A 24,034-nucleotide genomic window follows, 5' to 3' on the forward strand; every position below is an offset into this window, starting at 1 on the left:
GTCCATTCGCCAAAAAGCCCTCCCACTCCTGAGAGAGCTGTCTTTACATGCTAAAAGCAGGGATCCCTGGCCAGCAAGGCCAAATCAAAATGCGGATCCCTGAGGCTTCTGGGGGCTAGGGTGCCGATCTAGCCGTTTACGATGATCTTGCCGACCATTCCGGCCCCACGGTGGGGCGTGCAGTAGTAGGTGTACTCACCCGGAGGGACATCCACAAAGGCCGATTCTACTGCTTGGTTGGGAGCGGTGAGCAGGGCTTTGTGGGAGAGCTTGGCCGCCAAAGCGGCATCCCCACCGGGCACCTTGTCAAAGACGACGTTGTGGGGATAGACCTTGTTGTTCACCCACCGAACGGTATCCCCTTGGTTGATGGTCAGAGAGGGCGGATCGTAGACCAACTGGGCTTTGTCGGATCCCATCTTGACGGTGTAGGTTTCGGCAGCCGCAGGGCTGGACAAGAACGCTACAGCCACCACCCCAACCACAAGGCTGAGCAGGATGAGCTGCAAACGCTTCACCAGGTTGAAAACTAGAAACATGGATTCCTCTCAAAACGTGACAGCAGTTATCCCAAACTCTGCAGTTTAGTTGCCACTTTCCAAGTTTTGACGTACCTACCCCAACTCTAGCTTGCTTCCGCAAGCGACAGCCGGAGGACTCTTGGAGCTTCAGCGACCGTCGCTGGCAAGCCAGCCCTACACGATCTCCACATCTATCTTGGAGTTGGGCGTTCGGCTTTGCTGGCGCGCGGCGCTTTGCCTCACCGCGACTTTGGGTTGGAAAGCTGGAAACTTAGCTTTTGTTTCCAACTTTAGTTTGGCACAAAGCCGCTATGAACGGTGGGGTTTTAGACCCAGGTTCTTTGATAACTAGGCTCATCGCAAAGTAGAGCATGCCCAACCGGGGGGCAGCAACGTTACCTCCTTGACAGGGAGCGGCAGCAGACCGAACCCGTGAACAGCACAACCCTTCCACAGGTGGATGCCGCGTTGGGTCAGTTGCTTTCCCCGCCGGCGTGGGTTGGGTGCAGGTTCAACAAACGGTTGTTGGGCCGGGGACATCGTGGCCCTGGCTGGCACGGGCGGCGGCTCAAATGGTGGGATTGGGCGGGTTGGGAAGTGCCCCAAGATCTGGGGAAGGGAAACTCCAGATCCCATCTTTAGGCCCCGCAAAGAGCAAGTTTTCCAGGTTGCGCTCACGCCTACTCGAAAACCCTTGGAGATAGAGATTCTTTCTCCGTGGGATCCCTGAAAGCCCAAGGCTACTTTGCTCGATGCAATCAGTGGGGCTGCCGATGCAAAAGAAGGCCAGACCGTCATAGCCTTAAAGAGCAGGTTGTTGAATACTGCTGGTTATATCCCTTCGATATCCTTTGCTGGCCCTCTTAAGATCATCTGAAAGCAGTCGGTTACTGAGTCCTCACCCAATCGCGAGCTTATTAAGATGAATGTACAGCGTTCACCCATAGTTAGCTCAGCCAAGAGCCACCTTATAAAAAGCCTAGAATCGACCGAGCAGCGGCTTAACATTCAAATCTTGGCTCGCTGTATCGGCACTGCCTTGAACCTGGGCGCTCCCCTTAGGGTTGAGGTGCACTACACTCCACAAGCACATGAATAAGCTCTGAATAAGTTTTGCTCAACCCAGTTGTTTCTCTGCTTTGTTGGCTTGCTGAGGGTGGCTTGGCGGGGAAACTCAAACTGCTCGGAGTGGCCACTTGGCCGAGAAAACCGTCTGCCCAGGCAAGCATAACGCTCTAAGTTAGCTTAACATCAATGAAGTAGACAGGCTAAAACCCCTCTGCTTCAGCGAGGGGATACAGCCAACCCAAGGGGCTTTAGCCCCTAGCAAGGTCGAATTAGCAACAATGCTTGGACTAGATCCAAGCATTGTTGGTAGGGGGCTTTTGACTGCTCCCACCCACCTTAATCCGTGGGTGACAGCTCAAAGGGCAAGCAAAGCGATGTGGCTTCAGCCTGTTGCCTAGCGCCCTTTGGGAATCCTCTCTCTTTCAAGGAGGGGAGAAGTCAAGACTGGGCTTGGCCTTACCCGGCCAACTCAGTGCCCAGGGATCCGGATCAACTTCCTTCGCGTTGCAGGCAAAACAACCATGGTAGGCATCTTCAAGCGCTTGTTTGGCTCTCGTGGCCAAGCAGATTCCCCACCCTCAACGAAAACTGTTGCCAAGCCAACCCCCAAGAAAGAGAAGAACGACAATACCTTTTTTCTCGATCCAGACGAGGCCAAAACCCTTGGCAACATCGAGTACATGCGCACCCCCAGGATTGTGAAGCACACCTTCCAGGATTTCGGCAGCAAGGAGAAGGTGGAGGTGGTGGAGCAGGTCTCCTCTCTTGGCAAAGTTAAGCTGTCTACAGAGCCAGCCAAAACTCCTGAAGCCGCTTCTGAGCAGGGATCCGCGACTTCGAGCAGCAGCGAAGCCGGCCCGCGGCGCCAGGGCGGATCAGACATGGATCTGTTCCGCAACATGGCCCGCAGCCTGAAACGAAAATAGGCGAATTCAGATTGATCCCGGTCAAAGCCAATTTGCGGCAGCGACAGGCGTGATACAACTGCTATCGAATCCACACTGAATTGGAGAAGGAGCAATGGCGATTAAGCGAGGCACCCTGGTGCGGGCCATCCGCGAGAAACTGGAGGGCAGCCTAGAAGCCCAGGCAAGCGATTCTTTGATCCCCAACTACGTTTTCGAGACCGCCGGAGAAGTGGTGGATATCAAAGATGACTACCTGCAGATTAAGTTTGGGTCTGTTCCCACTCCTACCATTTGGCTGCGGGCGGATCAGGTTCAGGAGATTGCAGGTTGAATAGAAGCAGGGAATGCTCCACACCCTGTAATGGGGTGAAGAGGGTTCAATGGCACTTTTGGCTGCTCCTACCCGTGAGCAACTTTTGCAGCGCAGGCGACTTTTGCGTCGGCAGCGGCGCAGCCAATTCTGGCAGGGATCCTGGCGCTTGACCAGTTCGATGGCCGTCTTGACGCTGCTGGTGCTGGGCCTGCGGCAGCCCTACTGGCAAATTCGTCGTCCGGAACAAATTCAGGTCGAAGGTGCCCACTGGGTCGATTCCACCTGGATCCGGGCGCAATTGCCCCTGCGGTATCCCCTCAACATTTGGCAGGTGCAGCCGGCTGTTTTGGAGAGAGCCCTGCTGGGATCCCCGGCCCGGCCTTCTCCCATCGAAAGCGTCCAGGTGCGGCGGCGGCTGCTGCCGGTGGGGGTGATCGTCCAAGTGCGGGAACGGCAACCGGTTGCACGCGCGCGATGGGGCGACCGGATGGGCTGGGTGGATCGGCAGGGCAACTGGCTGCCTCCCGATCCGTTTCGGCCCCCTGGCCCCAGCGGATCTCACTCTTCTTGGCCGGAGCTGGAGTTGCTGGGGTGGGAGAACCAGGCCCCGGAGCAATGGGCGCGGTTGCTCCAGGCCCTGCAGCAGTCGGAAATTGAGATCCAGGCAGTGGATTGGCAGTCTGGAGAGGGGATTACCCTCCATACCGAGCTGGGCAAGGTCTACCTGGGGCCGATTTCCGACCGCTTGCCTTTGCAAATTCAAACCCTCAACCAAATGCGGGATCTGCGCCGCTACTGCGAGTGTACACCCGACGACATTCTCCAGATCGACCTGACCAGCCCCAGCGTGCCCACCCTGCAGCTCACCCCTGCCGCCACCCAGGAGCGCTGGAAACACCTGCAGAGGCCCTAGCCTTGCCATGAACCCGGTGCCGGCGGTGGAGGTCAACCAATTGTGGATAGCTTATCCCGGCCATCCGCCGGTGCTGCAAGGGCTGGATCTGCGGGTCGAGGTTGGGCAGCATCTGGGGGTGATCGGCCCCAATGGCGCCGGCAAAACCACTCTGTTCCTCACCCTCTGTGGCCTGTTGCCCCTCTGCTCTGGCCAGGTGAGCTTGTTTGGCCAGCCGCTGCAGCCCGGCCAGTTTCGCCCCGAGGTGGGCTTGGTGTTTCAAGATCCCAATGACCAATTGTTTGCCCCATCGGTGGCCGAAGATGTGGCCTTTGGGCCGCGCAACCTGGGACGTTCTGAGGCGGAGATCGCGACTGCAGTTGAGGCCGCCCTGCAGATGACCGGCACCCTGCACCTGGCCGCTCGCCCACCCCATCATCTCTCCGGTGGGGAAAAGCGCATGGTCGCCATTGCCGGGATCCTGGCGATGCAACCCCGGTTGGTGCTCTACGACGAGCCAACGGCCAACCTCGATTTGCGAGCTCGGCGACGGTTGATGACCTTTTTGCAACAGGCTGCCCACACTTTTCTGCTGGCTTCCCACGATCTGGAGCTGATCCTGGCGGTGTGCGATCAGGTGATTCTCCTAGATCAAGGCCGCATCTGGGCCCAGGGATCCCCGGCCCACCTGATGAGCCAAGCCGACCTCATGGAAGCCCATGGCTTGGAAGTGCCCCCCTCGCTGCGCCGATAACGGCAAAAATTGAACAGATGTCAAGAATTATTTTTGAATTGATAACAATTTTGCCTCTCTTAATCAAAAGCTATCGCGCTAATTAAAAATATTGATTTTCGTCCAGGATTAAATGGGGATATCATTTTGTTAAGTCGGGGGATCCCTTCTCTGGGCCGTCCTCATCGATTTTGTATGATCGATTTTGTGCAAGAAAGATGGGGACTTAGCTTAGAGTTGGCAGCTTTGCCCGCCGGAGTGACAGTTGCGGTTAACGCTGATGGCTCCTACGACCTTTTCTGGCTTCAGTCTGATTGGGTCTGAGGTCGGCGGCTGGGCAGGGCCTTCCCTGTGGGGAGGTCTGTGTCGGCGGGGGTAGGTGTTCTGGGAAAAGCTGTCCATCGAGGTTTGGGCAGAGGATCTCTCAGATGAGTCCGAGGGAGAGTGCAGGATCGAACCCAATAAGCCAAATCAATTTGCAGATCGATTGGCCTTATTGCCGGGTTCGGCAACGTTCAGGAACTGAGTGTTCAAAAGTGGAGAGTTGATATGCCTATTGCAGTTGGAATGATCGAAACCCGTGGGTTCCCGGCAGTGGTGGAAGCTGCCGACGCTATGGTCAAAGCAGCCCGCGTTACCCTGGTGGGTTATGAAAAAATCGGCAGCGGTCGGGTCACCGTGATCGTGCGGGGGGATGTCTCGGAGGTGCAGGCCTCGGTGGCTGCCGGTTTGGAGTCTGCCAAGCGGGTGAGTGGCGGTGAGATTCTCTCCCACCACATCATCGCCCGGCCCCACGAGAACCTGGAGTTTGTGCTGCCCATCCGCTACACCGAGGCGGTGGAGCAGTTCCGCACCTAGTTCCTCTGAAGAGGATTCAGAAGCTGCCCCCGATCCCTAGAGTTCGCACCCCATTTTCAGCGTAAGGAGTACCTATGGCTATTGCAGTTGGAATGATCGAAACCCTGGGCTTCCCGGCAGTGGTGGAAGCTGCCGACGCCATGGTCAAAGCAGCCCGCGTTACCCTGGTGGGCTACGAAAAAATCAGCAGCGGTCGGGTCACCGTGATCGTGCGGGGGGATGTCTCTGAGGTGCAAGCTTCGGTGGCTGCCGGCATTGACTCGGTGAAGCGGGTAAACGGCGGCCAGTTGTTGTCTTGGCACATTATCGCCCGTCCTCACGAAAACCTCGAGTACGTGTTGCCCATTCGCTACACCGAGGATGTGGCCCAGTTCCGCGAAGGGGTGAATGCCATCCGTCCCTTCACCCGTCCCTGATGCGTATCGCCATTGTGCGGGGCACCGTCACCAGCACCCAAAAGGATCCCAGCCTGACGGGCGTGAAGTTTTTGTTGGTGCAGTATGTCGATCTCGAGGGTCAGCCGCAGCCCGACTATGCAGTGGCTGCCGATCCGGTGGGGGCGGGCACCGACGAGTGGGTGCTGATCAGCCAAGGCAGCGCTGCTCGCCAGCCGCAGGGAAACCAGACCCGCCCGCTGGATGCGGTGGTGATGGCGATCATCGATACCGTCAGCGTTGGCGGTCGCTCCCTCTACAACAAGCGCGATCAACGCTAGCTGGGATCCCTTAGCTCTCTTGTTGCCCTTGTCCGCCCTACTGTGTTCTAGAGGCTCACGGTTATGCCTGCTCACACCTATGCTGCACCGCCAACGCCTTGGTCTCGCCGACTGGCGGAGCCCCAGATCGATCCCACCGCCTACGTGCATTCTTTTTCCAACCTCATTGGGGATGTGCGGGTGGAAGCGGAGGTGCTGATCGCTCCGGGAACTTCCATTCGTGCTGACGAGGGATCCCCCTTCCACATTGGCGCCAGATCCAACATTCAGGATGGGGTGGTCATCCACGGTCTGGAACAGGGGCGGGTGATAGGAGAAGACGGCCAGCCCTACTCGGTTTGGATCGGCAGAAACACCTCTATTGCCCACATGGCTTTGATCCACGGGCCTGCCTACGTGGGCAACGATTGCTTTATCGGCTTCCGCTCCACGGTGTTCAATGCTCGGGTGGGGGATGGCTGCATCATCATGTTGCATTGTCTGATCCAGGATGTGGAGATCCCCCCCGGTAAGTATGTGCCTTCTGGATCCATCATCACCACGCAGGCCGAGGCCGACCGGCTGCCGGACGTCCAAGATAGCGACGCCAAGTTTGCCCAGCACGTGATCGGCATCAACCAAGCCCTGCGGGAGGGCTACCAGTGCAGCGAAAACCTCGTCTGTATCGCCCCCATTCGCAACGAACTGCAGTCGCGCGCTTCTAACTCAACGGCTACGGAGACAGCACCCATGACCCATTCCTCCCATCGCGCCAATGGCCGGAACGGCGGCGGATCGGCTCTCAAGCCGGAGGTGGTGGAGCAAATTCGCGCCCTGTTGGCCCAAGGCTATCGCGTGGGCCTGGAATATGCCGATGAGCGTCGCTTCCGCACCTCCTCCTGGCAAAGCGGCAGCCCAATTGCCAGCACCCACGAGGCGGAGGTGGTGCAATCGCTGGGGGCCATCCTGGCGGAGCACCAAGGCGAATATGTGCGCCTGCTGGGGATCGATCCCAAGGCCAAACGGCGGGTGCTGGAGCAGATCATCCAAACCCCTGCTGGGCCGGCGCTGGTCTCTGGGATCCCCGGCCGCGTCTCGGCAGCTGCTGCCCCAGGTTCTGCTACATCTGGCTTTCGCTCTGACGCAGGGCTGGAGGAGGAGATCCGGACGCTCTTGGCGCAGGGGTATCGCGTCGGCCTGGAGGTGGCCGATGTCCGCCGCTACCGCACCTCTTCCTGGCAGACTTTGGGCAATTGGAGCGGCTCGGCCCAAGAGATCCTGGCCGCTGTACAGGCGGCCCTGGCCGAACATAGGGGAGAGTATGTGCGCCTGCTGGGGATCGATCCCAAGGCCAAACAGCGGGTGCTGGAGAAGGTGATTCAAACCCCGCAAGGCCAGGTGAGCGGCAGTCCTGCAGGCGGGGGCGCGATGACAGATACAGTTCCTGCGGCAGGTGGCAGTGCTGGCCTGGATCTGGAGGTGCAGGAGGAGGTGCACCGGCTGCTGGCCCAGGGCTATCGCATCGGCTACGAGTATGCCGACGAGCGTCGCTTCAAAACCTCTTCCTGGCAGAGCGGGCCGGCCATTCGTGCCACCCGCGGGCCGGAGGTGTTGGCCAAGCTGACGGCTGCCCTGGCCGAACATAGGGGAGAGTATGTGCGCCTGCTGGGGATCGATCCCAAGGCCAAACGGCGGGTCTACGAGCGCATCATCCAAACCCCTGGCGGCAGGTCGGCGACGGCTTCCGCCCCCGCAACTCAAGGATCCGCTGCTCCCGGTGCTTCTTTTTCTCCCACCCCTGGCACCCGCCTCAGCAGCGAAGTGGTGGCTCAGGTGCAGCAACTGCTCAGCCAAGGCTACCGCATCGGCACCGAACATGCGGACAAGCGCCGTTTTCGCACGTCTTCTTGGCAAAGCTGCAGCCCCATCGAGGCCACCCAGGTGCCCCAGGTGGTGGCGGCTCTGGAAGCCTGCCTGGAGGAACATCGCGGCGAATACGTTCGCCTGCTGGGGATCGATCCCAAGGCCAAACGGCGGGTGCTGGAGCAGATCATCCAAACTCCTTGAGGGATCTCCATTTTTCTTGACCTCTGTTGGCTCAAGCCCAACCCCCCAGCGATGAGGAGCACCTTGGCCTCGACTTTGCCCGACTCCATGACGCTCCGCGCCTTGCCCGGCCAGAACGACGAAACTCGCTATCTTGTCAGTGGTGAGGTGCAGGTGGAGGCGGGGGCAGGCATTGGGGCAGGGGTGCTGCTGCGGGCCAACCCCGGCTGTCGGATCCAGATTGGGCGAGGCGTCTGTATCGGCATGGGATCTGTTCTGCACGCCTGTGGGGGATCCCTCATCGTGGAGGCGGGAGCAACCTTGGGAATGGGGGTGCTGGTGATCGGGCAGGGCACCATCGGCAAAAATGCCTGCATTGGCTCGGAAACCACGCTGCTCAATTGTTCGGTGCTCAGCCAAGCGGTGATCCCTCCCGGCTCCCTGCTTGGGGATCCCACCTATGGTTTCGCTCTCCAGGACGGCAAGCCCACCCAGGCAGAGCCCTCGCCAGCAACAGGGGAAATGGCTCCAGCAACGCGGCCTGAGCCGGTTCCTCCCAGTTCTCCGGTGGCCAACGTCGAAAAGCAAACCCAAGAAAAATCCGGCTCCCCCAAGACCAAGACGCGCAAGCTCAACGGGATCCCCGGCCATTCGGAATTGGATCGCCTCTTGGGCAAGATCTATCCCTATCGGCAGGTGCTTTCCTCTGGGGATGGCCGGCTCTGACGGCTAAACTGGCATGAGTGGTTAGGAGGCCGATGTCAACCTCTCTGGGCCTGATTCAGACGCGCAGCTTTCCGGTCATTGTGCGCATTGCCGACGCCATGACCAAATCGGCAGGCGTGACCCTGATCGGCTTCGAGAAGATCTCAGGAGGCTACTGTACGGCGATTGTGCGGGGGGGAATTGCCGACGTGCGCATTGCCATTGAGGAGGGAATTGAGCTGGCCCGCCAGTTCGAGCAAGAGGAGATCTCCAGTTTGGTGATCCCGCGCCCCCTGCCCAACTTAGAAGCGGTGCTGCCGATTAGCAGCAAGCTGTCTCAACTGGCCCAAAACCGCGGCTACAGCCGCCTCAGCAACTTGGCCGTGGGCCTGTTGGAAACCCGCGGCTTCCCGGCCATGGTGGGGGCTGCCGACACGATGCTGAAAACGGCGGATGTCCAGTTGGCGGCCTACGAGACCATTGGAGACGGCCTCTGTACGGCCATCATTCGAGGCACGGTGGCCAACGTGGCCATTGCCATCGATGCGGGTATGTACGAGGCGGAACGTATCGGCGAGCTGAACGCGGTGGCCGTGATCCCGCGCCCCCTCGACGAGTTGGAGCAGGCGCTGCCGGTGGCCAGTTGTTTTGTGGCCCAGCCCGTTACCCTGCCGGTAACCCTTCCTCAAGTTCAGGAACAGGAAGTGCGGCGCAGCGATGCGGCTGTGGAGCGGATCCCGGTTTACCTGGAGCCGCCTGAAACTCCCTAGCCCCGCCGACCGATCCATCCTCACCCAAGAAAGCCGAGCAAGGCAGAGGGGAAAAGTGCTAGGCTAATCAAAGACCTGGGTCCGTGCAGCTCCGACGCCCAAACCGTGTCAGGATCGGAAGATAGCAGCACCACGGGATGCTCAGAGCAGGCGCGTCAACCCGGGTCGCCCCTTGCTTCTCCATGTTTCTTTCTGCTGGGTCATTCTCGGTCAAGCTTTTCTTCCTTTTGTCCTGGCAGACCACCACGCTATGTCCGAGACAGATAATCCCCTCGCCAATTGGGCACAGAAGGCTTTCTACTTCGGCATGGGTTTGGCCGCTGTGGCGGCAGACAACGCCGCAAAGGTGGCCGGCAAGGCGGGTAGCCGTCTGCTGGAGCTGCGCAAGCAGGCACAAGCTTTGGTGGACGAACTGGTGGAGCGGGGGGCGATGACTGCTGAAGAGGCGCGGGCCTACATGGATGCCATTGCTGCCAATGCCAATCGCAAGGGGGAGGAAAGGCAAACTGCCGGCCCCCGCAGGATTAACATCGATGACATCAGCGATGCCGAGGTGGCGGCAAGCACTGCCATCGAACTTTCGGAAGCAGCCCGTCTGCGCCAGAAAATTGCCGAATTGCAGGCAGAACTAGACCGCATCAAGAAGGAAGCCAGAAACTCCTGAGCTCGCCATCCCGACTTTGCTAGTGAGGCCAACCGGAGGGAGCAGCCTGGAGGATCCCATCTTGCGAGAGAAAGCGAGAGCTGAGAAAGGGGCGCAGCGCCTGGGGAATGCGAATCGAGCCATCCGGCTGTTGGTGATTTTCCAACAGGGCAGCTAGGGAGCGCCCCACCGCCAAGCCGGAGCCGTTCAGAGTGTGGACGAAGTAGGTGCCTTTTTGCCCGGCCTCTTTGTAGCGCAGGTTGGCGCGGCGCGCCTGAAAGTCCCAGCAGTTGGAGCAACTGGAGATCTCGCGGTACTGATTTTGGGAGGGGAACCACACCTCCAGATCAAAACATCGGGCCGCTGAAAATCCCAGATCGCCGGTACACAGCTCCACCACCCGGTAGGGCAGTTCCAGCATCTGCAAGATGGCCTCGGCATCCTGCACCAGCTTTTCGTGTTCGGCTTCCGATTGATCTGGGCGAGTGACCTTGACCAACTCCACTTTTTGAAACTGGTGCAGCCGGATCAGGCCCTTGGTGTCGCGACCATAGCTGCCGGCCTCGCGGCGAAAACAAGGGGTGTAAGCACAGAAGTAGAGAGGGAGGGCTTCTGCAGGGATCACCTCATCCCGGTACAGGTTGGTGAGGGGTACCTCCGCCGTCGGGATCAGCCACAAGTCATCGTCGGCGCAGCGAAAGCTCTCCTCGGCAAACTTGGGCAACTGCCCCGTCCCCTGCAAAGCGGCGCTGTTGACCAACAAGGGCGGGATCACCTCGGTGTAGCCGGCGGCAAGGTGGCGCTCCAGCATCATGGCGATCAAGGCCCGCTCCAGAGCCGCCCCCGCCCCCACCATGGCTACAAAGCGACTCTGGGCCACCTTGACGGCGCGGCCAATCTCCAAGAGACCCAGGTTCTCGGCAATTTCGTCGTGGGGAAGGACGGGATGGGCGGGTTTCAGCTCATCTCCCCAGCGGCGCACCTCCACGTTGTCGGCCGCATCTCGGCCCACCGGCACGCTGGGCAGGGGCAGGTTGGGGAGGGTGAGCAGCCGGGCGCGCATCTCCTCCTCCAGCTCCCGTTCTTGCTGCTCCAGTTGGGCGATCTCGGCCTTGAGATCTGCCCCCTGCTGCCGCAGAGCCGCCACTGCGGAACCTTGGGGATCCGCTCCCTGACGGATGAGCTCGCCGACTTTCTTGCCGAGGCTGTTGCTTTCTGCCTGCAAGGATCCGCGGCGAGTCTCCAACTGGCGCCGCTCCCGATCCAACTGTAGGATCCCGTCCAGATCGACCGTCGCCCCGCGCTTGTCCAGGGCTTGGCGTACCTGTTCTGGGCGATCCCGCAGCAGCTTCAGATCCAGCACAGAGATTGCCTACCCTCGGCTCCAGATACCCAACCTATTTCTTCAGCCAGCTGAACATGGCCCGCAGCTCCTTGCCCACCTGCTCGAGGGGGTGTTCCGCCTCGCGGCGGCGCATCGCCGTAAACCCTGGCTTGCCGGCTTGGTTTTCCAAGACAAACTCGCGGGCAAATTGACCGCTTTGGATCTCGGCGAGGATCCGTTTCATTTCGGCGCGGGTTTGCTCCGTGATGATGCGGGGGCCACGGGTGTAGTCGCCGTACTCTGCCGTGTTGGAGATGCTGTGGCGCATCTTTTCCAGGCCACCTTCGACGATGAGATCCACGATTAGCTTAACTTCGTGCAGGCACTCGAAGTAGGCCAGTTCCGGTTGGTAGCCCGCTTCCACCAGGGTCTCAAACCCCGCCTTGATCAGAGCCGTGAGGCCGCCACAGAGCACCACCTGCTCCCCAAAGAGATCCGTTTCCGTCTCTTCCCGAAAGCTGGTCTCCAAAATACCGGCCCGCGTGCCGCCGATCCCTTTGGCGTAGGCCATGGCCCGCTCCCGCGCCATCCCGGAGGCATCCTGATGGACGGCAAACAGGCAGGGCACCCCTTGACCTTCTTGGTAGGTGCGCCGCACCAAGTGTCCAGGGCCTTTGGGGGCGACCATGATGACATCCACATCTGCCGGCGGCTGGATCTGCCCAAAGTGGATGTTGAAGCCGTGGGCAAAGAGGAGCACGTTCCCCGGCTGCAAATGCGGGCGGATCTCGCTCTGGAAAACGGCCTTTTGCACCTCATCGGGCAGCAGGATCATCACCCAGTCGGCGGCAGCCGCAGCATCTGCTACGGTCTTGACCGTCAACCCGTCCTGCTCCGCTTTGGGCCAAGAGGGGCTGCCGGGATAGAGGCCGACGAGGACGTTGACACCACTGTCGCGCAGGTTGAGGGCGTGGGCATGGCCTTGGCTGCCATAGCCGATGATGGCAACGGTTTTGTCGGCCAGAAGCTCCAGGTTGGCGTCGGGGTCGTAGTAGAGGCGAGCCATGGTCGAGCAGGGGTACTGGGTGTTTTGTGAGCAGGTGCTTGACTAGGATAGCAGGAACCAAGGGATCCCTGAACACTCCAGTTGCCCAGATCAGACTCCGTGATGAACGGTTTTCACCCACCTCAGGCGCTTGGGCTGCACACACATGCGAGCGGTTGTGGCGATCATCACCGGCAGCCAGTGGAGCATGTAGACCAAGCCAAGGGCAGTGTGCCACCAAAGCTGCCGTCCGCGCAAGCCTTCCACGTGACGCAGCCCCCGGTAAAAGGCCACCGTCAGGCAGCCCATCACCAGGGCGTTCAAAGGCAGCAGCACAGAAGAGTGGCCTGTCAACAGCACCCAGAGGGTATCGGGAACCAAGGCCATCGGCAGCAGATACTGAGAAATAAAAAAGGCCCAGAGATCCACCGTTTTGGCCATGCCCATGCGGCGACCGAGGATCCCCGGCCAGTAGTCGAGATAGCGCTGATAGCCTCCTTCCGCCCAGCGGCAGCGCTGATGCCAGAGACTTTTCCAGGAGGTGACTCCTTCTTCAACAATGGCCGGCTCCGTCAAGAAGGCAATATCTACGCCCGCCAGGTGCAGCTTAAAGGTGAGATCCAGATCATCGGTGAGTGTGGCCTCGTTCCAACCACCGCACTTTTCCAAGACATCTCGCCGCACCAATTGGCCGTTGCCGCGTAGCTCGCCAATACCTCTTACGGCCACCCGCTGCTGCTGCAAGTAGGCATCGGAGGCCATTTCCGCCACCTGGCCCAGCGTCCAGAAGTTGACGTTGGGGTTGCCCAGGGCCTTGCGCACCTGAACGGCGCCCACTGCCCGTCTGCTGAAACGGCTGCGCAAGCGGGATGGAGTCCTTCCCACTTGAACAAACAAGGGCAGAGTGCGGACAAGAAAATCGGAGGGCACCACAGCATCGGCATCGCAGACCAGGATGATCTCTCCTTGGGTCAGGGGCAATACCTCGTTGAGGGCACCAGATTTGCCTCCTCCTTGCCCCGGCTGCCGCCGGTAGACCCGTAGGTGCGGGATCTGCTTCTGGGCTTCCCGCAGAACGTCAGGGGTGGCATCGCTGCTGGCATCGTCAATGGCCCACAGCTCCAGATGGCTGGTGGGGTAGCGGAGCTGGGTCAAGCTGTGCAACAGCCGCGGGAGCACTGCGCTTTCGTTTTTGGCCGGGATCAAAACGGCCACGCGGGGCAGGGCCAGCCCACTCAACTCCGCATCCGGCTGCCTCGGTGAGACGGAGCCCTTATCCGTTGATCCAGGATCCCGGCAGGTCACGTCGCCAGAAGGAAGTCGCAGGGGGGGTGGGGAGGCTGCCGGCTGCAGACGAAATAACCGACTAATGTGGATCACCATGAACGTGGCCAACCCCATGGTGATCCAGCGAGCCGTCGGCAGCACATGCATTAGGCTGACCACTCCCCACACCATGGCCAGAACCAGCAGAGCCTTGAGGCGGCGGCGTTGGGCCGAGGTCAGCAGCCAGTCGGGAAGATGCAGATCCTCAAGGGGCTCCGGCTCTGACCAGACGAACTCAGACACAGGAATCCTCCCACGGGCGCCAATGTTAACCACCCCCGCCAACCTATCGGGACTTTATTCCGAAGGCTGTTAAGAGGCTGTTACTTATTGTCACCTATTGTGCCGGCGAAACAGAGTTCTTGAGTTTCTGCAGGCGAGAAAAGTTGGGGATCCCTAGCTCCGGTTCTCCGGCAAGAGGCGAGGAGCCTAGGGGTTGCCGCGAATCTCCTTGATCACCCCATCTTCCAGGAGGATCTCGACCTGCATTTTCTGGATCAGGTTGTCTCCTTTTTGGACGCGGAAGAAGCTCTCCACGTTGCCCTGCAGCACTTCTTGGTTGAGCTCCAGGGTGGTCAGTTGGTTGATCTGTTGCAACAGTTGATTTTTCTGATCCAAGAGCCGGATCTTCTGCTCATTCACGCGGCTTTTCACCGCTTCCACCTGTTGGAGGACTTGGGGGCTGTTGGGGTTAGAGCTCTGTTTTTCCAGTTCGGCAATGGCCCGCTTGCCCTGAAACTCCAGTTGTTGCATCTGAGCATCGGTGGCTTCGATCTGCCGCTGCAATTGCTCCTGCATTTCCTTTTTCCAAAGGGGGGTGACCACCACCTTGATGGGGATGTTGCGCTTAAGCAGTAGCTGAGTGCCGTTGCTGACGTTGTTTTCTTCCATAGAACCTATCCAGGCAGACGACCAACCAAACTGGGATTGTAGAAATCTCCCCTAAAAGCTCTGGGTTTGGGGAAGAGGAGCTCAACAGAACGAATTTTCCCCCGCCGAGCCGGAGAATCCATCTATTTATCCTACTGGCTGGGATCCCGGCAGTAAAGTCTGGGCTGGGGGGAAATGGCGGTTTTGGTTAAGGATCTTGAAGGCCGCTGCCCTGCGGCGGCGCAGATTCGGCTAGCGTGAAAGACGGTGTTCTCGGATTTTGCAGCAGCCATGAGCGAACTGGCCTCAACTCCCTGGCAACCCTCGGCTGGGGCTGCCCGGCCGGTGCGGATCGCCTCCCGCAAAAGCGAGCTGGCCTTGGCCCAGACCCACTGGGTCATGGAGCAGTTGCAGGCCCACCATCCGGGGTTGCCCCTAGAGCTGCACACCCTTTCCACCCAGGGAGACATCATCCTGGATGTGGCGCTGGCCAAAATCGGCGATAAGGGCCTATTTACCAAGGAGTTGGAGGTTAGCCTGCTCAACGGCAGCAGCGACCTGGCGGTGCACAGCCTCAAGGATTTGCCCACCCGCTTGCCAGAAGGCTTGGTGTTGGGGGCCATCACCCGGCGGGAGGATCCTCTGGACGCTTTGGTGGTGCGGGAGGAGCTGCGCGGCTACCACCTGGCCACCCTACCAGCAGGGACGGTGATCGGCACTTCCTCTTTGCGGCGACTGGCCCAACTGCGCCACGCCTTTCCCCACCTGCAGTTTAAGGACGTGCGGGGCAACCTCAACACTCGCTTGGCCAAGCTGGATCGGGGGGAGTACGACGGCCTGATCTTGGCGGTGGCCGGGCTAAAGCGCCTGGGCCAAGCCCAGCGGATCCACGAGGTGCTAGATCCCAGCGTGTCCTTGTACGCCGTTGGCCAGGGATCCCTCGGCATCGAGTGCCGGCAGGGGGACGAGCGGATCCTGGAGCTCATTCAACCCTTGGCCGATGGGGAGGCCACAGCCCGCTGTTTGGCCGAGCGAGCTTTCTTGCGGGCGCTGGAGGGGGGCTGTCAGGTGCCCATCGGCGTCCACAGCCAAGTGCAGGGGGAAGAGCTGCACCTAACCGGCATGGTGGCCGACCTAGAGGGGCGACGGCTGATCCGCGATACCCAAACGGGATCCACTGCCGCTCCGGAAGCGGTGGGAATCTCCCTGGCGGAAAAGCTGAAGCAACAGGGGGCCGACGAAATCCTGCAGGCCATTTTTGCCCAGGCTCGCCGCTAGACTGCCTGGTTTTCAGGGTCGCGGAGCCGGCGGTAGGGATCGGTTTAGCCGCTGCTCAACCTTCAGCCCCACCCAGATCACGCCGATCCCGCAGGCCACCAACACCGCCGACTTGGCCAAGAGGCCGGTCTCGTACTCGAAAAAGCGGGTCAGCACCACCAGGGTTAGCCCCAATAGCCCCTGCCAGAAGCGCCCCCGCAGCCCCTGCTGCAACCCTTCCCAGCAGAGGATCGCCGACAATCCCACCAGCAGCAGGGTCAGGATCCAGGGGGCCAAGAAGGCCAGGGCCACTCTTGAGGTCAAGTTCCTAGTCACCAGCAAAAGGGCCAGGGTAATCAGGGAGAGGAAAACGACGGCATCCTTGAGCCAGGCGGAAATGGGCTGGGATCTCTTGGCCTGCCACCCCTGCCACCAGCTCCAGCCGGCCAGTAGCAGCAACCCTGCCGCCGACAAGCTTGCCCAGGGATCCATAGCTTGGAACAGAGGTAAGGGGTCGGGATCCCAGTCCCAGAAGTCCCGGAAGCTCCAGACGTAGAGCAAGAAACCCAGCCCCAGCAAAGCCAGGCCCTCCGCCGTCGGGATCAGATCCAAGCCTTGCTCCTGCTCGCCATCCTGGCCATTTTCTCCGGTCAAAATCCGGCTTAGCCGGTAACCATGGCGTTGGTGCCAAAAGCCCAGCCCCCAGACAACGGCAAGACCCAGCAGCAGCCAGAGGGTCAAGCCTTCTCCAGAGCTGTCGCAGCGCTCTGCCAACCTTTGTAGCGCCAGGCCGAAGTCCACCAAAGCCAGGGCAAAGATCCAGCGGGAGCGGCACCCATAGGCAAGGGGCAGCAATAGGCCCAGGGCCAGCCAGGGGTAGAGGGGATCCAGAATCGAGCCGATCCCCCCCTGCCACAGGTCAGTCATCCCGGCCAGGGCGAATAAGAGACAGGCCAAGACGCCACTGGGGGTGTGGAACAAGCTGTAGGCCACGGCCAAGCTGCCCAGCCCCCAGCCCAAGAACAAGCCCGCCGGGGATCCCCCGATTTGAACCCACTGGGCCATCAGGCTAATGGCGGCCCCCAAAGACAGCTCGCCCGCCACCAACAAAGCGCTGCCCAAGCGCGGGGATCCCTGCTGCCAAAGCCGCAAGCCGGCCACCTGCAGTCCCACCATGAGGGCCAGGGATCCCAGGGCTCTGACCGAGCGGGGAATGGCATCCCAGTTGGCGGCCACGAAGGAGATCACCCCCAAGCCCACCAGCGCGGCGCCCAACAGCAGCAGCACCAGGGTAAAGCGGCTAGCAGCTGTTCGCGGCAAGCTATCGAGTTGGTAGTACTCCCACAGGCGATCCCGCTGCGCCGGCTGAATCAGCCCCTGCTCCACCCAGGTGTCCAACAGGTCGGCCAGTTGGCGGCGGAAGCGGTCGTCGGGGCCAGAGGGACGGGGGGAAGTCATGGCACCCTCACCCCCTGCCCCTCTCCCAGCCCTCACCCCCGGCCCCTCTCCCAGAGGGAGAGGGGAGATTGGGATCGGTAGCCTGGAGCACTCGCTGCAGCACCTCTTGGTAGCCGGCTGCCGGATCGCCGAGATCAAAGCGAAAGAGGTCTTTATCCAGCACCCGCGGCTCAGTCCCTTCTAGATCCCACAGGCGGCAGGTGTCAGGGCTGATCTCGTCCGCCAGCCAGATCTCCCCTTGCTCGTCCAGGCCAAACTCCAGCTTAAAGTCCACCAGCTCCAGCCGGCAGCGCCGCCAGAAGTTGCGAAGGTGAGTGTTGACCGCCAAGGCCAGGGATCCCAGCTTCTCCACTTGCTCTGGCGTGGCCAGGTGCAACAGGCGGATGTGGTCGAGGGTTACCAAGGGATCCCCCAAGGCGTCGTTTTTGTAGTAAAACTCCACCAGCGGCGGCTCGATGGGCAGGCCCTGCTCCAGGCCTAGGCGCCGGCAGAGGCTGCCGGCCGTGCGGTTGCGCACCACCACTTCCAAGGGCAGGATCCGCAGGGCGCGCACCTGCATCTCTCGAGGGCCGGTCTGGGCCAAAAAGTGGTTGCGGATGCCCTGCTGCGCCAGGTAGGCAAACACCCGGCTGGAGACGGTGCAGTTGACCTCCCCTTTGCCGGCGATGGATCCCCGCTTTTGGGCGTTGAAGGCCGTGGCGTCGTCTTTGTATTGGCAGAGGTAAACCTGGGGATCGGCGGTGCGGTAGACCCGCTTGGCCTTGCCCTCGTAGAGGAGCTCTGGGGACGTGGGCGAGGAGGACATAGGCAACCCCTAATAGCCGGTCAGCCGTCCGCGGATCCCTTGCCAAAGGGTAATGGCGAGGATGCGCAGATCCAGCCACAGAGACCAGTTTTGCACATAGTAGAGATCATACTGGGTGCGGCGAGCAATGCTGGTGTCTCCCCGCAGGCCGTGGATCTGAGCCCAGCCGGTGAGGCCACTTTTCACCAAATGCCGATCCGGATACTTGGGGATCTCCTGGCTAAATTGCTCCACGAAGTAGGGCCGCTCCGGGCGGGGGCCCACCAGGCTCATTTCCCCCTTCAAGACGTTCCAAAGCTGGGGCAGCTCGTCCAGGTTGGTGCGGCGCAAAAAGGCTCCTATCTTGGTTCGGCGCGGATCCCCGGGGCGCGTCCAGCCCGGCTGGCCGGCTGCCTCGGCATCCACCCGCATGGTGCGGAACTTGGCAATCCAAAAGCGGCGCCCATCCAAGCTCACCCGCTCCTGCCAATACAAGATGGGGCCGGGGCTGCTGCAGGCCACCAGCAGGGCGATGACCAAAAATAAGGGGCTGAGCAACACCAGGCCCAGGGAGGCCCCCAGGATGTCTACCGCTCGCTTGAGGAAACGGTTGTGGGCGTAGCGCAGAGGAGGCTGGCGCAGCGTCAGCAGCGGGATCCCGTCCAGAGAGTGCAACTGCAGGTTAACGGTTAAGAAGCTGAGAATGTCCGGCACCAGCCGTACCTGCACCGACAGGGCCTGCAAGCTGAGCAACAGAGGTGCGTTGGCCAGCTCCGGCTGCCCAAACCACACCTCTTCGATCTCGGGGTGAGCCTGCACATAGGCCACCAGGTGGCTGGGCTCCAGCCGCTCCAGCTTCTGCAAAGGCTCTGGTTCCGGCGCCGAGGGATCCCCGGCCACGGCCCAAGCCTTAATCTCAAACCCCAAGGCTGGGCAGCGCTCCAGCCGCTCCAGCACATCAGCCAAGAGCAGGCCGGATCCCACCCAGATGACCCGTCGCCGCCCCTGGCCGTGGGCATACAGCCAACCCATGCCCAGCCGCAGCAGCGCCCGCATCCCCGTCAAGCCGAGCAGGGCCAGCAGGCTGGCATAGCCCACCACCAAGCGCGACAGCGAGACGGAGCGCACGAAAAAGGCCCCCGCCAACACCAAGCCAAAGGTCACCCCCAGCCCCAGCAGCAAACTGGCCCATTCCTCAAAGCGAGATAAGCGCTTCGATTCGCCGTATCCTCCCAAGCCAGCCTGAACGCCCCAATAGCTAAGGGCAGTCAACAACCCCAGGCCAGCATAAACATCCCAGGGCAAAAGCTGGTGGGGGCGCAAGCTGCGCAGCCAATAAGCCGCCCCGAAGGCCAGCCAAATACAGAGCCCATCCCCCAAACAAGCCAAGGGCACCCACAGGCGATGCGGATCCAAGCTCAGGGTGTAGCCGCGAAAGAAACCCGTCCCGCCAGCGCGATTGGCCAAGAGCTATCTCCTCCAGCAGTTAAGACTGGAAACAATCCTACAGAAAAGGTTATCCATTTGAGGCTGTTCGGCAAGTCAACGGTAATTGAAAAACCAGTCATAACAGCAAGAAGCTGAGGAGAAGATTAAGAGATTCAGTTTCCTAGAGAAGGAGTTTTCATAGGACTAGCTACCGCCAATAAAGACAGGCCAAAGGGTAGGGAGAACTTAGAAATTAAATAGGCTTCTGCAGCAAAAATCTCGGTTAAAAGCCAATTGATCCAAGGCGAGGGCATGTTTAGATCCTGCTTCTCCTTGAGACGAAAGCTCTTTTGGGCTAGGCGGATCCCTGCTGCTAATGGAAAGAGAAAGCTGTTGAAAAAGGTAAAGGTATGAATTTGCAGGCCGGCACTCTTGAGTAAGGAGAGAAGTTGTGCTGCTGTGTAGCGTCTCTTGTGGTGATTGAGCTCGTCATGGGCGCTCCACAGCCAGGGGTAGGCCGGTACCGTGATCACCAGGTAGCCGGATGGCTTTAACCTCTGGATGAGAGCTTCCAGAGCTGCTTTGTCTTCCTCCAAATGTTCTAAAACGTCCAGTAGGGCAATAAGGTCAAATTGCTGGGAGCCAAAAGGGATCCGATGCGGCAATTCACCTTCGGTCACAATTCCGATCCTGCGGGCCCGGGCCAAAGGCAACGCTATTTCGCTTCTTTCCATGGCCCAGACTTGGCCAAATTGAGACAACATTTCTAGGTTGCCGCCACTGCCACAGCCGGCTTCCAAGATACAAGCCGCGGGCGGAAGAGGGATCCCGGCAATAACCTGCCTGAGAATGCGGCGACGGCCCACAAACCACCAATGTCGATCTTCTAAGCCCGCCATTTGTTCATAAGCTCTGGGATCCATACAATAGTCGTTCCAAGTATTGGGAAACAGCTTGTTAGTTGATCCCTTGCTCCCCTCTCCCACTAGGGGAGAGGGGTTGGGGGTGAGGGTCGAAAGATGATCTTATCCTATACTTTTCCGGTGTTAGAGAACTCCGTCCCGCTTACGCGATTTAGGTTTCAAGGAGAAAGCCTGGCCTTGCCCCAGCGATTTTTGCGGTACCAGGCGGCAACATGAGGGCACCAGGCCTCAAAGTGGGGCCAAATCAGTTCACACAGATACTGAATTTCTCGCTGGGCATCTTCTTTAGCTCGTAAATCCAGAAAATGCATCAAGCTGCGGCAATTAAAAGAGACTACAAAATGTTGGCGGATCCCGTAGCCGATGATGTTACGAGCATCTTCATAAGGCAATCCGCACTCTTCGACCAGGCGATAATAGGCAATGGCCTGACTGCGATACTGCTCAAGAATGATGTTCAGGGCCTCGGGAGAGATGGGCTTGAAGCCTTGGCGGGTTTTGGCCTTGCCTTCTTTGACGCTGGCAGGAACGTAAAACAGAGTTTCCAACTCTTGCAAAGATAACGAGGGCTCCGCGCCGGTTTTGTCGGCAAGAGCAGCGGTTTCGTTGGTGCTCCGAGGCGCAGACAAGAGTCTTTTGCCCAAATCGGCAATTTGCCGGCCTGTATATCGAAAAGATTGAACGTCGAAAGAAACTCCCACTCGATGAGTACGGGCCTGTTGCATGACAGCATGGGGAAAATAGCCCACCCCAAACGTGATCTGAGGGTGCTCAAGAGGCCCATAGTGGCCACGATTGCCCTCCAGCAGATGCCGCACCACGGCCTCTCCATACTTTTCCGGGATCCGGCCCTCTGGGGTAACAAAATCGGGGCTGTAATCTTGGTGCATCGCCTGCCAGATCACCCGTTCGGGATCTGGAGTTTGGCTAAGCACCACCACTTGAAATAAGGCATCCACTGTCAGAAAGCCGTACCCTTTCCCCAAAGTATAGAGGGAAGACACCTAGAGAAGGCGGCGGGCCCGCGTCTCCTCTGCCAGCACCATGTTCAAGCCCGGATTGCTGCGCATCAGCCCCGCCACGTAAAGGGTATAGACTTTCCCCGCCTCTAACTGGAGGTCAAACCGTTGCAAGGGAATGCTCCGGCTGGGAGCCGACTGCACACCTGGCGCGGGGGCTGAAGGAGCTATGGCCACCTGAATTTGGGTAAAGCCGGGGCGCATGGCTTGAAAGGTGGATACTTGTCCGAAGGCCAACTGGGGCAGCAGCACCCGCCCTTGCTCCCCTTGCCATTGCAGGGCCGGCGCATCAGGGGCGGCGTGGACAAACCGCACCAGGGCTTGATCAAACGGCGGATGGATGTTGTCTTCCAATACCAGGGCTGTCATGCGATTTGGCTCGTTGGCAGCCACCACCGAGAACACTCCCCCGCCCCTGAGGTTAGCCACAGTTCTGGCCGCAACCGTTCGCGCTAGCGGAACGGAGTCCTGAGAACTTGCGGGCTGGCCGGGGTTCTCAGGTGTTGAAAACAAAACAATGTCGTACTCGCCCGCCGGCATGCGCACGTACTCGCTCACCGCGCCGTAGGCTATGCTCCGAGCAGCCCTTACCCCTCCCACTTCCAAGTCGATCCGAGGGGCATTGGGGGCCACATGCACCAAGCGCACCTGGACCTCAGAAACTCCCGCAGATGCCGAAGGCATCGGGATGGCACAGCCGGACAAAAGCCCCGGCATTAAAGCCCCACCCACCACGCAGAGGACTGCGCTCACCCACTGTCGCACCATAGTTTATGCTCACTCCCACTCCTCACACCCAACGCTCAGTAGGGATCGAGCAGAAGGGCCCTCTCGCTCCCCAAAAGTTCGGTTCGGCGCAAGGGATCCCCTCCACTGACGCCAAAGAACCTGCTCTTGTCTTACCCCAGTTTTGCGCCTGATGCCATAGAGCCGGGCAGGATTTGCCGGCCCCCCTAAATCAAAGGGATCCCGGCGGCAGGATCGAGAAGAACTGGGCGAGAAGAGCGGCGGCTGAACAAGCGGAAATAGGTGCTGACGGCCAACTCTTTCAGCGGGAAAAGCAGGTAGGTGAGGGGGTTGATGGTAACGATGATGTTGCGGCAATCGCGTTTGGCCTGGGCCAGGATCTGGGCGGCCACCCAATCTCCCGACATAACTCCAATGGGATTGAGCTGGCTCTTGAAGGGACCGAGGATGAGTTTGCGCACCACGCAGGGAGCGTCCAGGCGGCGCAGGGTAACCAAATCTCCTAGGGCCCGCTTGGAGAGCTCGTAGAGAGGGCTGAAGGCGGGGCTGACCTCGGCTTCTGAGGTGTTCACCCAAACCTCTTTGGTGGCCATCTCTGGGTTGTTGCGAACTGTCTGGAAGAACAGCTCCATCAGCCGCCAAGCCGAGAAAGTGTTGACGGCGTAGGACTGGCGGACAGACTCGGGATCCCGCTCCCCATGCACGTTGAGGCCGTGGTTGATCACCAAGATATCGACCCGCTCCAGGAGTTCGGCCAGGGATCCCTCCTGCCCCACCTGCCAGCGAACGGTCTCCACCGGCTGGGGCTGGCCGTCCACTTCGATGGCAACCGAATCCGCATGGGAGCTGAGGGCGATGACTTTGGCGCCGTAGCGGTGACAGTGCTGCAAGAGGGCCCGGCCCAGGGTGCCGGAGGCGCCGGTGATGGCCACACGCTTGCCTTTCAGGGAGAGACTGGTGCCCATAATCCGATCCACCAAGGTCAAGGTGCCGCAAAAGTAGGCGTTGGTATCGTCGAAGTGGTGCCGCCAGTGGTAGGCGCGGTTCACATGCCACTGGCTGGGGGGAGCGGGGAAAGGCCCCGGCTGGTGGGTGATATCCGTCTGCAGAGCCAGCCCATAGCCCCGCAACATGCCGGCCACCCAGAAACTGGCCGAATAGAGCACTCCCACTACTGCTGCCAGGCCGTAGAAGAGGGATCCCTGGCCCAACAGCACCACCCAGGGGATCCCGGCTAGAACCATCGTCGCCGCTTCGGGAACATCGTGGTGCCACTGGGATTCTCGGTATAACTTGGGGTCTACCACGCTGAGATCGGGGCGGAACAGGCGGTGGTGCAGGGTGTGCTTGGGCATCAGCCAGGGCCAGAGGTGGGCCAGCCAATGGCGCACATCTCGCACGATCTCCGCCCAAAGGACGGAAGCCAAGGCAATGGCTCCCACCGCTAGCCACTGAGTTACGCTGCTAACATCCATAGGGCTTTGCCGACAGTAGCCGAACCATCCTGGGCTCGCCGTCGCCTCTTGGCATCAACCTCACACAGTTGGCGACCCTCAAAAATCATCGCAAAGATCGTTGATAAAGACCATCCTAGACCGCGAGCAAGACGGCCAACGGCAGCCTTTGGGATCCCTTCCCTCACCCCTGGCCCCTCTCCCTGAGGCCCAAGCGCTCCGCGCCGCTCACGCGACCACCCCCGGCC

Annotated in this window: 24 protein-coding genes and 1 other RNA gene; 13 read left to right on the plus strand and 12 right to left on the minus strand. The window is 60.2% G+C overall.

Annotated elements, in window-relative coordinates; genetic code table 11:
- Nucleotides 1–128: 128 nt before the first annotated feature.
- Complete coding sequence (gene petE, locus NW826_RS07265) at nucleotides 129–521, minus strand: plastocyanin (protein ID WP_414333219.1); 393 nt, start codon at nucleotides 519–521, stop codon at nucleotides 129–131.
- 1,589 nt (nucleotides 522–2,110) lie between these two features.
- Here petE and NW826_RS07270 point away from each other — a divergent pair.
- The 12 genes from NW826_RS07270 (at nucleotide 2,111) to NW826_RS07325 (ending at nucleotide 10,172) form a co-directional block, all read left to right on the plus strand.
- Nucleotides 2,111–2,515: a hypothetical protein gene (locus NW826_RS07270; RefSeq protein WP_414333179.1), complete on the plus strand. Its 405-nt coding sequence runs from the start codon at nucleotides 2,111–2,113 to the stop codon at nucleotides 2,513–2,515.
- A gap of 94 nt (nucleotides 2,516–2,609) precedes the next feature.
- Nucleotides 2,610–2,828: an NAD(P)H-quinone oxidoreductase subunit O gene (ndhO, locus tag NW826_RS07275; protein ID WP_414333180.1), complete on the plus strand. Its 219-nt coding sequence runs from the start codon at nucleotides 2,610–2,612 to the stop codon at nucleotides 2,826–2,828.
- A 49-nt stretch (nucleotides 2,829–2,877) separates the two neighbouring features.
- Entirely contained in the window at nucleotides 2,878–3,723 is an 846-nt protein-coding gene (locus tag NW826_RS07280; protein WP_414333181.1) for a cell division protein FtsQ/DivIB, read from the plus strand.
- A 7-nt stretch (nucleotides 3,724–3,730) separates the two neighbouring features.
- Nucleotides 3,731–4,456 carry an energy-coupling factor ABC transporter ATP-binding protein gene (locus NW826_RS07285; protein ID WP_414333183.1) on the plus strand — a complete coding sequence of 242 codons (726 nt, stop codon included), beginning with the start codon at nucleotides 3,731–3,733 and terminating at the stop codon, nucleotides 4,454–4,456.
- Between the two features lie 528 nt (nucleotides 4,457–4,984).
- Nucleotides 4,985–5,293 carry a carbon dioxide-concentrating mechanism protein CcmK gene (locus tag NW826_RS07290; protein WP_011430450.1) on the plus strand — a complete coding sequence of 103 codons (309 nt, stop codon included), beginning with the start codon at nucleotides 4,985–4,987 and terminating at the stop codon, nucleotides 5,291–5,293.
- A 74-nt stretch (nucleotides 5,294–5,367) separates the two neighbouring features.
- The gene (locus NW826_RS07295; protein WP_011433395.1) at nucleotides 5,368–5,709 is read left to right on the plus strand and encodes a carbon dioxide-concentrating mechanism protein CcmK; all 342 of its coding nucleotides are present in this window, start codon (nucleotides 5,368–5,370) and stop codon (nucleotides 5,707–5,709) included.
- Entirely contained in the window at nucleotides 5,709–6,008 is a 300-nt protein-coding gene (locus tag NW826_RS07300; RefSeq protein ID WP_414333186.1) for a EutN/CcmL family microcompartment protein, read from the plus strand. Before NW826_RS07295 ends, NW826_RS07300 begins: the two co-directional genes overlap by 1 nt.
- Before the next feature lie 63 nt (nucleotides 6,009–6,071).
- Complete coding sequence (locus tag NW826_RS07305; RefSeq protein WP_414509785.1) at nucleotides 6,072–8,054, plus strand: ribulose bisphosphate carboxylase small subunit; 1,983 nt, start codon at nucleotides 6,072–6,074, stop codon at nucleotides 8,052–8,054.
- Nucleotides 8,055–8,117: 63 nt separating this feature from the next.
- Entirely contained in the window at nucleotides 8,118–8,759 is a 642-nt protein-coding gene (locus NW826_RS07310) for a hypothetical protein (RefSeq protein ID WP_414333190.1), read from the plus strand.
- A gap of 32 nt (nucleotides 8,760–8,791) precedes the next feature.
- Nucleotides 8,792–9,508 (plus strand): carbon dioxide-concentrating mechanism protein CcmK, encoded by a 717-nt coding sequence (locus NW826_RS07315; protein WP_414333192.1) that lies wholly within the window; start codon nucleotides 8,792–8,794, stop codon nucleotides 9,506–9,508.
- A 72-nt stretch (nucleotides 9,509–9,580) separates the two neighbouring features.
- Nucleotides 9,581–9,678, plus strand: an RNA gene (gene ffs / locus NW826_RS07320) — signal recognition particle sRNA small type.
- A gap of 80 nt (nucleotides 9,679–9,758) precedes the next feature.
- The gene (locus NW826_RS07325; RefSeq protein WP_414347178.1) at nucleotides 9,759–10,172 is read left to right on the plus strand and encodes a hypothetical protein; all 414 of its coding nucleotides are present in this window, start codon (nucleotides 9,759–9,761) and stop codon (nucleotides 10,170–10,172) included.
- A gap of 19 nt (nucleotides 10,173–10,191) precedes the next feature.
- Here NW826_RS07325 and serS read toward each other — a convergent pair whose 3' ends face one another.
- The 4 genes from serS to NW826_RS07345 all read right to left on the minus strand — a co-directional run bounded on the left by serS (nucleotide 10,192) and on the right by NW826_RS07345 (nucleotide 14,737).
- Nucleotides 10,192–11,514, minus strand: a complete 1,323-nt coding sequence (gene serS, locus NW826_RS07330) for a serine--tRNA ligase (protein ID WP_414337797.1) — start codon at nucleotides 11,512–11,514, stop codon at nucleotides 10,192–10,194.
- A gap of 34 nt (nucleotides 11,515–11,548) precedes the next feature.
- Complete coding sequence (ilvC, locus tag NW826_RS07335) at nucleotides 11,549–12,541, minus strand: ketol-acid reductoisomerase (RefSeq protein WP_414333196.1); 993 nt, start codon at nucleotides 12,539–12,541, stop codon at nucleotides 11,549–11,551.
- Between the two features lie 90 nt (nucleotides 12,542–12,631).
- Nucleotides 12,632–14,089 (minus strand): glycosyltransferase, encoded by a 1,458-nt coding sequence (locus NW826_RS07340; protein ID WP_414509786.1) that lies wholly within the window; start codon nucleotides 14,087–14,089, stop codon nucleotides 12,632–12,634.
- 186 nt (nucleotides 14,090–14,275) lie between these two features.
- A complete protein-coding gene (locus NW826_RS07345; protein ID WP_414509787.1) occupies nucleotides 14,276–14,737 on the minus strand; it encodes a YlqD family protein in 462 nt (153 codons plus the stop codon).
- A 270-nt stretch (nucleotides 14,738–15,007) separates the two neighbouring features.
- Between NW826_RS07345 and hemC the strand changes: the two genes are divergently transcribed.
- A complete protein-coding gene (gene hemC, locus NW826_RS07350) occupies nucleotides 15,008–15,994 on the plus strand; it encodes a hydroxymethylbilane synthase (protein WP_414333202.1) in 987 nt (328 codons plus the stop codon).
- Between the two features lie 12 nt (nucleotides 15,995–16,006).
- Here hemC and NW826_RS07355 read toward each other — a convergent pair whose 3' ends face one another.
- From NW826_RS07355 to NW826_RS07385, 7 genes are all read right to left on the minus strand, one after another.
- Nucleotides 16,007–17,431, minus strand: a complete 1,425-nt coding sequence (locus NW826_RS07355) for a DUF2157 domain-containing protein (RefSeq protein ID WP_414509788.1) — start codon at nucleotides 17,429–17,431, stop codon at nucleotides 16,007–16,009.
- Between the two features lie 7 nt (nucleotides 17,432–17,438).
- Nucleotides 17,439–18,236: a phosphoribosylaminoimidazolesuccinocarboxamide synthase gene (gene purC, locus NW826_RS07360; RefSeq protein WP_414509789.1), complete on the minus strand. Its 798-nt coding sequence runs from the start codon at nucleotides 18,234–18,236 to the stop codon at nucleotides 17,439–17,441.
- A gap of 9 nt (nucleotides 18,237–18,245) precedes the next feature.
- Nucleotides 18,246–19,682: a sugar transferase gene (locus NW826_RS07365; RefSeq protein ID WP_414509790.1), complete on the minus strand. Its 1,437-nt coding sequence runs from the start codon at nucleotides 19,680–19,682 to the stop codon at nucleotides 18,246–18,248.
- Between the two features lie 134 nt (nucleotides 19,683–19,816).
- Entirely contained in the window at nucleotides 19,817–20,566 is a 750-nt protein-coding gene (locus tag NW826_RS07370; RefSeq protein ID WP_414509791.1) for a class I SAM-dependent methyltransferase, read from the minus strand.
- A 158-nt stretch (nucleotides 20,567–20,724) separates the two neighbouring features.
- Nucleotides 20,725–21,525 carry an FAD-dependent thymidylate synthase gene (thyX, locus tag NW826_RS07375; protein WP_414347198.1) on the minus strand — a complete coding sequence of 267 codons (801 nt, stop codon included), beginning with the start codon at nucleotides 21,523–21,525 and terminating at the stop codon, nucleotides 20,725–20,727.
- 45 nt (nucleotides 21,526–21,570) lie between these two features.
- Nucleotides 21,571–22,353, minus strand: a complete 783-nt coding sequence (locus NW826_RS07380) for a DUF4397 domain-containing protein (RefSeq protein ID WP_414333210.1) — start codon at nucleotides 22,351–22,353, stop codon at nucleotides 21,571–21,573.
- A gap of 185 nt (nucleotides 22,354–22,538) precedes the next feature.
- Nucleotides 22,539–23,807 (minus strand): bifunctional sterol desaturase/short chain dehydrogenase, encoded by a 1,269-nt coding sequence (locus NW826_RS07385; protein WP_414509792.1) that lies wholly within the window; start codon nucleotides 23,805–23,807, stop codon nucleotides 22,539–22,541.
- Between the last annotated feature and the right edge of the window lie 227 nt (nucleotides 23,808–24,034).

The sequence above is a fragment of the Synechococcus sp. OH20 genome (assembly GCF_047502685.1).
GTDB lineage: Bacteria > Cyanobacteriota > Cyanobacteriia > Thermostichales > Thermostichaceae > Thermostichus.

What these genes read in the sequence shown, in the direction of transcription:
- NW826_RS07270 (WP_414333179.1), top strand. Translation starts at nt 2,111, where the DNA reads ATGGTAGGCATCTTCAAGCGCTTGTTTGGCTCTCGTGGCCAAGCAGAT.
- ndhO (WP_414333180.1), top strand. Translation starts at nt 2,610, where the DNA reads ATGGCGATTAAGCGAGGCACCCTGGTGCGGGCCATCCGCGAGAAACTG.
- NW826_RS07280 (WP_414333181.1), top strand. Translation starts at nt 2,878, where the DNA reads ATGGCACTTTTGGCTGCTCCTACCCGTGAGCAACTTTTGCAGCGCAGG.
- NW826_RS07285 (WP_414333183.1), top strand. Translation starts at nt 3,731, where the DNA reads ATGAACCCGGTGCCGGCGGTGGAGGTCAACCAATTGTGGATAGCTTAT.
- NW826_RS07290 (WP_011430450.1), top strand. Translation starts at nt 4,985, where the DNA reads ATGCCTATTGCAGTTGGAATGATCGAAACCCGTGGGTTCCCGGCAGTG.
- NW826_RS07295 (WP_011433395.1), top strand. Translation starts at nt 5,368, where the DNA reads ATGGCTATTGCAGTTGGAATGATCGAAACCCTGGGCTTCCCGGCAGTG.
- NW826_RS07300 (WP_414333186.1), top strand. Translation starts at nt 5,709, where the DNA reads ATGCGTATCGCCATTGTGCGGGGCACCGTCACCAGCACCCAAAAGGAT.
- NW826_RS07305 (WP_414509785.1), top strand. Translation starts at nt 6,072, where the DNA reads ATGCCTGCTCACACCTATGCTGCACCGCCAACGCCTTGGTCTCGCCGA.
- NW826_RS07315 (WP_414333192.1), top strand. Translation starts at nt 8,792, where the DNA reads ATGTCAACCTCTCTGGGCCTGATTCAGACGCGCAGCTTTCCGGTCATT.
- NW826_RS07325 (WP_414347178.1), top strand. Translation starts at nt 9,759, where the DNA reads ATGTCCGAGACAGATAATCCCCTCGCCAATTGGGCACAGAAGGCTTTC.
- ilvC (WP_414333196.1), bottom strand. Translation starts at nt 12,541, where the DNA reads ATGGCTCGCCTCTACTACGACCCCGACGCCAACCTGGAGCTTCTGGCC.
- NW826_RS07345 (WP_414509787.1), bottom strand. Translation starts at nt 14,737, where the DNA reads ATGGAAGAAAACAACGTCAGCAACGGCACTCAGCTACTGCTTAAGCGC.
- hemC (WP_414333202.1), top strand. Translation starts at nt 15,008, where the DNA reads ATGAGCGAACTGGCCTCAACTCCCTGGCAACCCTCGGCTGGGGCTGCC.
- NW826_RS07355 (WP_414509788.1), bottom strand. Translation starts at nt 17,431, where the DNA reads ATGACTTCCCCCCGTCCCTCTGGCCCCGACGACCGCTTCCGCCGCCAA.
- purC (WP_414509789.1), bottom strand. Translation starts at nt 18,236, where the DNA reads ATGTCCTCCTCGCCCACGTCCCCAGAGCTCCTCTACGAGGGCAAGGCC.
- NW826_RS07370 (WP_414509791.1), bottom strand. Translation starts at nt 20,566, where the DNA reads ATGGATCCCAGAGCTTATGAACAAATGGCGGGCTTAGAAGATCGACAT.
- NW826_RS07380 (WP_414333210.1), bottom strand. Translation starts at nt 22,353, where the DNA reads ATGGTGCGACAGTGGGTGAGCGCAGTCCTCTGCGTGGTGGGTGGGGCT.
- NW826_RS07385 (WP_414509792.1), bottom strand. Translation starts at nt 23,807, where the DNA reads ATGGATGTTAGCAGCGTAACTCAGTGGCTAGCGGTGGGAGCCATTGCC.